Origin of the sequence: Acidaminococcus sp. BV3L6 (assembly GCF_000468835.1) — a bacterium.
Classification (GTDB): Bacteria; Bacillota; Negativicutes; order Acidaminococcales; family Acidaminococcaceae; genus Acidaminococcus; species Acidaminococcus intestini.
In genome coordinates, this window is the sequence record NZ_AWUR01000017.1 from 1 (window position 1) to 6555 (window position 6555).

A 6555-nucleotide genomic window follows, 5' to 3' on the forward strand; every position below is an offset into this window, starting at 1 on the left:
AACTTAGATGCTTTTAAAGGAATTTTAAGATCTTTTAAAGATTGGGAGGCTGCAATTATTCAAGCAATTATCCAGCCATACTCCAATGGATTCACAGAAGGCTGTAACAACCTGATTAAGACGGTTAAGAGAGTTGCATTTGGAATGCGTGATTTCAACAGATTTAGGAACCGGATTCTCTATGTGAATTGGCAAAAAAGGAACTCGGCAAATGCCTTGCCGAGTTCCTAAAAGGCGATTTAGTTGTGGGGCACCCCAACATTTGACAAAGAACCCTTTTTCTTATGAAAGGGCATCATGGCCGATAAAATTTTATTCCCTGAAATTGTTTTTATAGGAAAGTCATAGTATAATAACTTAGATATAGATATAACTAACCGATACGGAGGGGTGTAAACCATGAAACCGGAAGAAATTTCCAAAGATATTTTTGATGTGGGCATCCGCGATTGGACCTGCTCTGATTTCCACGGCTTTGCGACACCACGGGGCGTTACCTATAACTCGTTCCTTATCATGGATGAGAAAGTTTGCCTCATCGACGGCGTCAAGGCCCCTTTTGCAGAACGCCAGCTTTATAAGATCAGTGAAGTCGTCGATCCCCAGAAGGTCGATTACATTGTCGTAAACCATGTGGAACCGGACCACTCCGGCTCACTTCCGCTGCTTGCCCAGAAATGCCCGAATGCCACGTTCCTCATTACGCCTCAGGGCGCCACGGAACTAAAGGAACACTACGGCGATATCTTCAACTGCCAGATCGTGAAGAAGGGGGAAAGCATCAGCCTTGGGAAACGGAGCCTGACCTTTGTTCCCATCCCCATGGTCCACTGGCCTGATTCCATGGTGACCTACTGCCCGGAAGAAGAAATCCTCTTTTCCAGCGATGCTTTCGGTCAGCATTACTGCTGCTCCAAGCGCTTTGATGACGAGACGGAAGTCGAGAACATGTTCTATGAAGCGCAGCGCTACTATGCCAACATCCTGACCCCGTTCCGGAAACTCATCCCGAACGCGGTAAAGGCCGTGCGGGGTCTCAAGCTTCGCATGATCTGCTCCTGCCACGGCAGCATTTGGCGCAGCCATATCGAAGAGATCCTGAAGCTTTATGAAGATTGGAGCCTGGGGAAGGCCCTTGACCGCATCATCATTGTCTATGACACCATGTGGGGCGGCACGGCTGCCATGGCAACGGCCATCATGGATGGCATCCAAGCCCAGGGGATGCGTGTTAAACTGTACCGCTATACGAGCGAGCAGAAAGCCGCCATCATGAGCGATGTCCTGACGGCAAAGGCTATCCTTGTTGGTTCTCCGACGCAGAACTGCGTGATGATGCCGACCATGGGTGCTTTCATGATGTACCTCAAAGGCATGAAGCTGACGGATAAGAAGGCTGCTGCTTTTGGAACCTATGGCTGGGCCGGCGGTGCGGAAAAGGAACTGGAAGACGCGATCACGGCAAGCGGGATGGAGCTTCTGCCTGGCTATACCTGCAAGTGGCGCCCCCTGCCGGAAGAAATCAAGGCTGCTGAAAAGTTTGGCTATGAATTTGCTGAAAAGATTGCTGCGTCCAGCAAGTAATCCTTTCGGTCTGTAAGAAGTAAGAAGGAGCTGAAACCATGATGACAATGATTTCAGCTCCTTTGTTTTCCTAGGAAAAGGAGCCGTTATGTCCGATATCATTGCTGGCCGCAATGCCGTCAGGGAAGCCCTGCGCGGCACGCGGCCCATTCAAAAAGTCCTGGTCCTTGAAAGCGGCCATGGGGGAAGCTTCGAAGAAATCCTTTCCCTCTGTGTCAAGCGCCATGTGGCGGTGGAACGCGTCAATAAGGAGCGCCTGGACCGCTTAAGCCCTGACGTGCGTCATCAAGGCGTCGTGGCCGTTGGCTCTGCTGTCGCATTTCGGGATCTTGATGAGGTCCTGGAAGGGGTGGCCCAAAAGGGAAAAGTCCCTTTTTTGCTCCTTCTCGATGAACTGCAGGATCCTCAGAACATTGGTGCCCTTATCCGCTCGGCCAATGCCGCCGGTGTCGATGCTGTCATTGTTCCCCAGCGTCGCAGTGCTCCTTTGGGGGCGGTTGTGGCAAAGATTTCAGCCGGTGCCTTGGAACATGAACCCGTCGTTTCCGTGACCAATCTTGTCCGGACCATGAAAGACCTGAAAAAGCGCGGATTTTGGATTGTTGGTGCTGATATGGATGGCAAGGACCTTTATTTCGATGCCGATCTGACCGGACCTTTGGTCCTTGTTGTCGGTGCCGAGGGCAAAGGCGTAGGGCGTCTTGTGAAGGAAAACTGTGATTTTCTTGTCCGCATCCCCATGCTGGGACAGGTCCAGTCCCTGAATGCTTCCGTTGCAGGCGGCATCCTCTTATATGAAATTACAAGGCAGCGCATCATCAGTGCCCGCAAGGCGTAAGGAGGCGATGGGATGGCCAAGGAACCGGCTGCAGTGAGCCCTTCCGATGAGGTCCTTTTAAAAAGGATCCAGGAGGAAGGGGACGGGAAAGCCCAGGATATCCTGCTTGCTCGCTATAAGGAACTGGTGAAAAAAAAGACGTCCCTTTACTATATGGCTGGTGCGGAGCGGGATGATATCGTCCAGGAAGGGATGATTGGCCTATTTAAAGCCATCCGCGATTATCGCTTTGACCAAAAGGCGTCCTTTAAGGTGTTTGCCGAGCTGTGCATCAACCGACAGATCATTTCTGCCATCAAGGGGGCCAATCGGCAGAAGCACCGGCCGCTTAATTCCTACGTTTCACTCGATAAGCCTTTTTATGATGACGGCAAGGAACGGACCTTGATGGATATGCTTGGTGGCAGCCGCAGCGTTGACCCGGAAAACCTCATCGTAGACCAGGAGGCTTTCAAGGATATTGAAAAGAACGTCTTAGCCATGCTGAGCGCCATGGAGTGGGAAACCTTGTGCGCATATCTTGACAACAAAAGTTATCAGGAGATTGCCAGCGAGATGGAACGCAGTACAAAGTCCATCGACAACGCGCTCCAGCGGGTAAAACGCAAATTGGAGAAGTTCCTTTCCACAAGGGAAAATGAACTCGACCTTGCCACGCTCAACAAGGGGCTCCTCCTCATGGCCGCCAAGGAGCACCTGCTCCACAAATAAGGAAACAGGTGGCTGAAAGAGATTGAACTATATGATACAATATGGACAGCAAAGGCAGAAAAAAGAGAATTTCCGCACCACTTTAAAGGAAAACGCTGGCATATCGGCGAAATAAGATGGCAAGAGAATAAAAAGCAATGGGTGCACCATTTTATAAGGAGGGCGATTCGCATGAGTCAATTTGATGAATTCCTGAAAGAAGTAGAAGGCCTGGCAGAAAAAGAAATCAAGGTCCTTGTTGTGACGGGCAAACCGGGCAGCGGTAAGAGCAAGGTCCTGCGTGAAGCAGCCGAAACAAAGGGGTGGGATTATATTGATACCCGTCTGCTTATTACGGAAGATTTCCTGAAGCTTCTTCCCAGTGAAAGACGCGTCAACGCGCCGGAAGTCCTGAAAAATGAACTTCTTAGCCATCATGGCGATGTGGTCATGTTGGATCGAATCCAGACCCTTTTTATCCCTGTCTTCAATATCGATCCCAAGAGCGTCCTCGATGAACTGGGGCGCGCCTTTACAGTGGTCATTGCTTGGCCGGGATATGTGAAGGATGGGCTCCTTTGCTATGATAAATTTGACGGGACCGAATCCATCCGTATCAGCGCGGCTGACTACACCCTCTGGACGGTAGAATAAGAGGGGCTCCTTATGGCAGAAAAAAGAGGAACCCTGGCAGTCCTTACGGGAGGCGGTGACTGCCCTGGCCTCAATGCCGTCATCCGTGCCGTCGTGAAGACGGCCGTGACCCATGGCTATGAGATCTATGGCATTCGCAACGGCTTCCATGGGCTTATCCAGGATGATATGAAAAAAATGTCCATGGCGGATGTATCGGGTATCCTGCCGCGCGGCGGGACGGTACTTGGTACAACAAACAGGGATAATCCCTTCCATTATGCGGCTGGTGAAGATGCAGCAGGCAATGTCATTTATGAGGACCGGCGCGATGATGTCGTAAGAAACCTCAACGCCCATGGCATCGAGTGCCTCATTGTCATTGGCGGCGATGGAAGCCTCAAGATTGGCTATGACCTGCACCGTTTCTGCGGGGTCAATGTCGTCGGCGTTCCCAAGACCATTGATAATGACCTGCCGGGGACGGAGCGAACCTTTGGTTTTGACACAGCGATGGCGATGGCTACAGAGGCATTGGACCGCCTTCATACCACGGCAGAATCCCATCACCGCGTCATGGTCCTTGAAGTCATGGGGCGCTATGCGGGGTGGATTGCCCTTCATTCCGGCCTTGCCGGCGGAGCTGATGTAATCTTGATCCCGGAAATCCCCTACCGGATCGAGTCTGTCATTGAGAAGGTCAAGGCCCGTCAGGCTCAAGGAAAGCAATTTAGTATCATTGTTGTTGCCGAAGGGTCCAAACCAGTGGGCGGTAAGATGACGGTCGCCCGTCTCGTGAAAAATAGCTTTGAACAGGTGCGCCTGGGCGGCGTGGGCAATAAACTTGCCGACGAAATCGAGGCGAAGACGGGTATCGAAGCTCGCTGTACAATCTTGGGCTATCTCCAGCGCGGCGGTTCGCCGACTGCCTTTGACCGTGTCCTGTCGACTCGTTATGGCTCGGCTGCCGTGGAAGCCTGCCTTGCCGGGGCCTATAATGTGATGGTTGCCCTGTCCAGTGGGGAGATTGTCCGCATCCCAATAGAAGAAGTAGCGGGAAAACCTCATCAGGTACCGCTTGATTCGGATCTTATCAGGGCAGGGAGGAACCTTGGGATTTCCTTTGGGGATTGACCTCAATGAAAAGAGCTGCAGTGCATGTTGGCAGCTCTTTTTTTCATGCTTGAAAGGGATGAAAAAAAGGCTGTGGAGGCCCTCATAATGTTTTGAGAAAGTTTAAAGTTTGGCTCTTTCTTTCACCGGGGGAAAGGGGTATAATGGCAACATTGCACGATAAGAATTAACTTTTTGGAGGAAAAATCATGAGCGATATGCTAAGTGCCCTGATTCTTGGGATTGTGGAAGGTCTTACGGAATTTCTCCCTGTTTCATCAACGGGGCATATGATCATTGTAGGACACATGATCGGTTTTGATGGCAATCTGGCCAAGATCTTTGATGTTGTCATCCAGTTAGGGGCCATCCTTTCTGTCCTCGTCCTTTATCGCGGACGTTTTGCCCGTTTCTTCACCAAAGAAGGTTGGCAGCTGGGAAAAGGGCTGAGTGCCTATCATGTTCTTGCAGGGTGCATCCCTACCATGGCGTTCGCTCTCCTCGTCCATTCCTTTATCAAAAAATATCTCTTTTCTCCCTTTACGGTTGCCATTGGCCTTGTTTTAGGGGCCCTCCTGATGATGGCTGCGGAGCGAAAGATCCGCGGTCATGAGGCCGAACTGGTCCAGGATGTGGACCATATTTCCTTGAAGCAGGCGCTTTATATTGGTTTCTATCAGTTCCTTTCCCTTTGGCCGGGCTTTTCGCGCAGCGGTTCTACTATTGGTGGGGCCTTGTTAGTAGGGGTCAGCCGCAAAGCCGGGGCGGATTTCACCTTTATCATGGCCCTTCCGATCATGGTGGCAGCCTGCCTCTATGAACTCCTGAAAAATCTTTCGGCCCTTTCCAGCGGCGATTTCGCCGTCCTTGGCCTGGGATTTGCCGTGGCTTTTGCAGTTGCCTATTTTTCCATCCTCTGGTTCATTGGGTTCCTGAACCGGTCGACACTTAAATCCTTTGCCGTCTACCGCATTTTGCTCGCCCTCTTTACCCTTTGGTATTTCTACTGCTGAGAAAAGGTATGGATCGATTGCCGTTAAAACCAGATGGGATGTCAGTTTTAAAAGGTTTGTAAAAAAAGAAACGAATTTTTTAAAAGCGGCTTGACATTTCCTTCTTCATCCGGTATAATTCTCTACGTTACGGATTCAGAGGCTGGCATAGCTCAATAGGTAGAGCAACTGACTTGTAATCAGTAGGTTGAGGGTTCAATTCCTTTTGCCAGCTCCAATTTATTCGTAATGACAATCCGTGGAGGGATTCCCGAGTGGTTAAAGGGAGCAGACTGTAAATCTGCCGCCTCTGGCTTCGAAGGTTCGAATCCTTCTCCCTCCACCAATATCGCGGGGTGGAGCAGTTGGTAGCTCGTCGGGCTCATAACCCGAAGGTCGTTGGTTCAAGTCCAGCCCCCGCAACCATATGCTGATGTAGCTCAGTCGGTAGAGCATATCCTTGGTAAGGATAAGGTCACCAGTCCGATTCTGGTCATCAGCTCCACTCATGGCGGCGTAGCTCAGTTGGCTAGAGCAGTCGGTTCATACCCGGCCTGTCCGCGGTTCAAATCCGTGCGCCGCTACCATAGTTTAGTCAGCCCCGTTTCTAGCGGGGCTCTTTTAAAATCTTTTCAAAAACCAAGCATAGCGTTGGGAGGTAATCAAATGGCTAAAGAGAAATTTGAAAGAACAAAACCCCATGTC

At 50.8% G+C, this 6555-nt stretch carries 7 protein-coding genes and 5 tRNA genes; all 12 read left to right on the forward strand.

Going from position 1 to position 6555, the window contains the following annotated elements:
• The coding region (locus HMPREF1246_RS03755) for a transposase (protein ID WP_196800418.1) at positions 1–231 on the forward strand (231 nt) is incomplete at its 5' end.
• A 168-nt stretch (positions 232–399) separates the two neighbouring features.
• Positions 400–1584 (forward strand): FprA family A-type flavoprotein, encoded by a 1185-nt coding sequence (locus HMPREF1246_RS03760; protein WP_009015193.1) that lies wholly within the window; start codon positions 400–402, stop codon positions 1582–1584.
• Positions 1585–1672: 88 nt separating this feature from the next.
• Positions 1673–2422, forward strand: a complete 750-nt coding sequence (gene rlmB / locus HMPREF1246_RS03765) for a 23S rRNA (guanosine(2251)-2'-O)-methyltransferase RlmB (protein ID WP_021736740.1) — start codon at positions 1673–1675, stop codon at positions 2420–2422.
• A 12-nt stretch (positions 2423–2434) separates the two neighbouring features.
• Positions 2435–3133, forward strand: coding sequence for an RNA polymerase sporulation sigma factor SigH (sigH, locus tag HMPREF1246_RS03770; protein ID WP_009015195.1), 699 nt, complete (start codon positions 2435–2437; stop codon positions 3131–3133).
• Positions 3134–3304: 171 nt separating this feature from the next.
• On the forward strand, positions 3305–3766 hold the full coding sequence (brxF, locus tag HMPREF1246_RS03775) for a BREX-3 system P-loop-containing protein BrxF (RefSeq protein WP_021736741.1): 462 nt from the start codon (positions 3305–3307) through the stop codon (positions 3764–3766).
• A gap of 12 nt (positions 3767–3778) precedes the next feature.
• Complete coding sequence (locus HMPREF1246_RS03780; RefSeq protein ID WP_009015197.1) at positions 3779–4879, forward strand: 6-phosphofructokinase; 1101 nt, start codon at positions 3779–3781, stop codon at positions 4877–4879.
• Between the two features lie 188 nt (positions 4880–5067).
• On the forward strand, positions 5068–5871 hold the full coding sequence (locus HMPREF1246_RS03785; RefSeq protein ID WP_014129084.1) for an undecaprenyl-diphosphate phosphatase: 804 nt from the start codon (positions 5068–5070) through the stop codon (positions 5869–5871).
• A gap of 141 nt (positions 5872–6012) precedes the next feature.
• Positions 6013–6088 (forward strand) — tRNA-Thr (locus HMPREF1246_RS03790).
• Between the two features lie 23 nt (positions 6089–6111).
• Positions 6112–6196 (forward strand) — tRNA-Tyr (locus HMPREF1246_RS03795).
• 4 nt (positions 6197–6200) lie between these two features.
• Positions 6201–6276, forward strand: a tRNA-Met gene (locus HMPREF1246_RS03800).
• 3 nt (positions 6277–6279) lie between these two features.
• Positions 6280–6355: transfer RNA gene (locus HMPREF1246_RS03805), tRNA-Thr, on the forward strand.
• A 5-nt stretch (positions 6356–6360) separates the two neighbouring features.
• A tRNA-Met gene (locus tag HMPREF1246_RS03810) sits at positions 6361–6437 on the forward strand.
• Positions 6438–6555 lie beyond the last annotated feature (118 nt).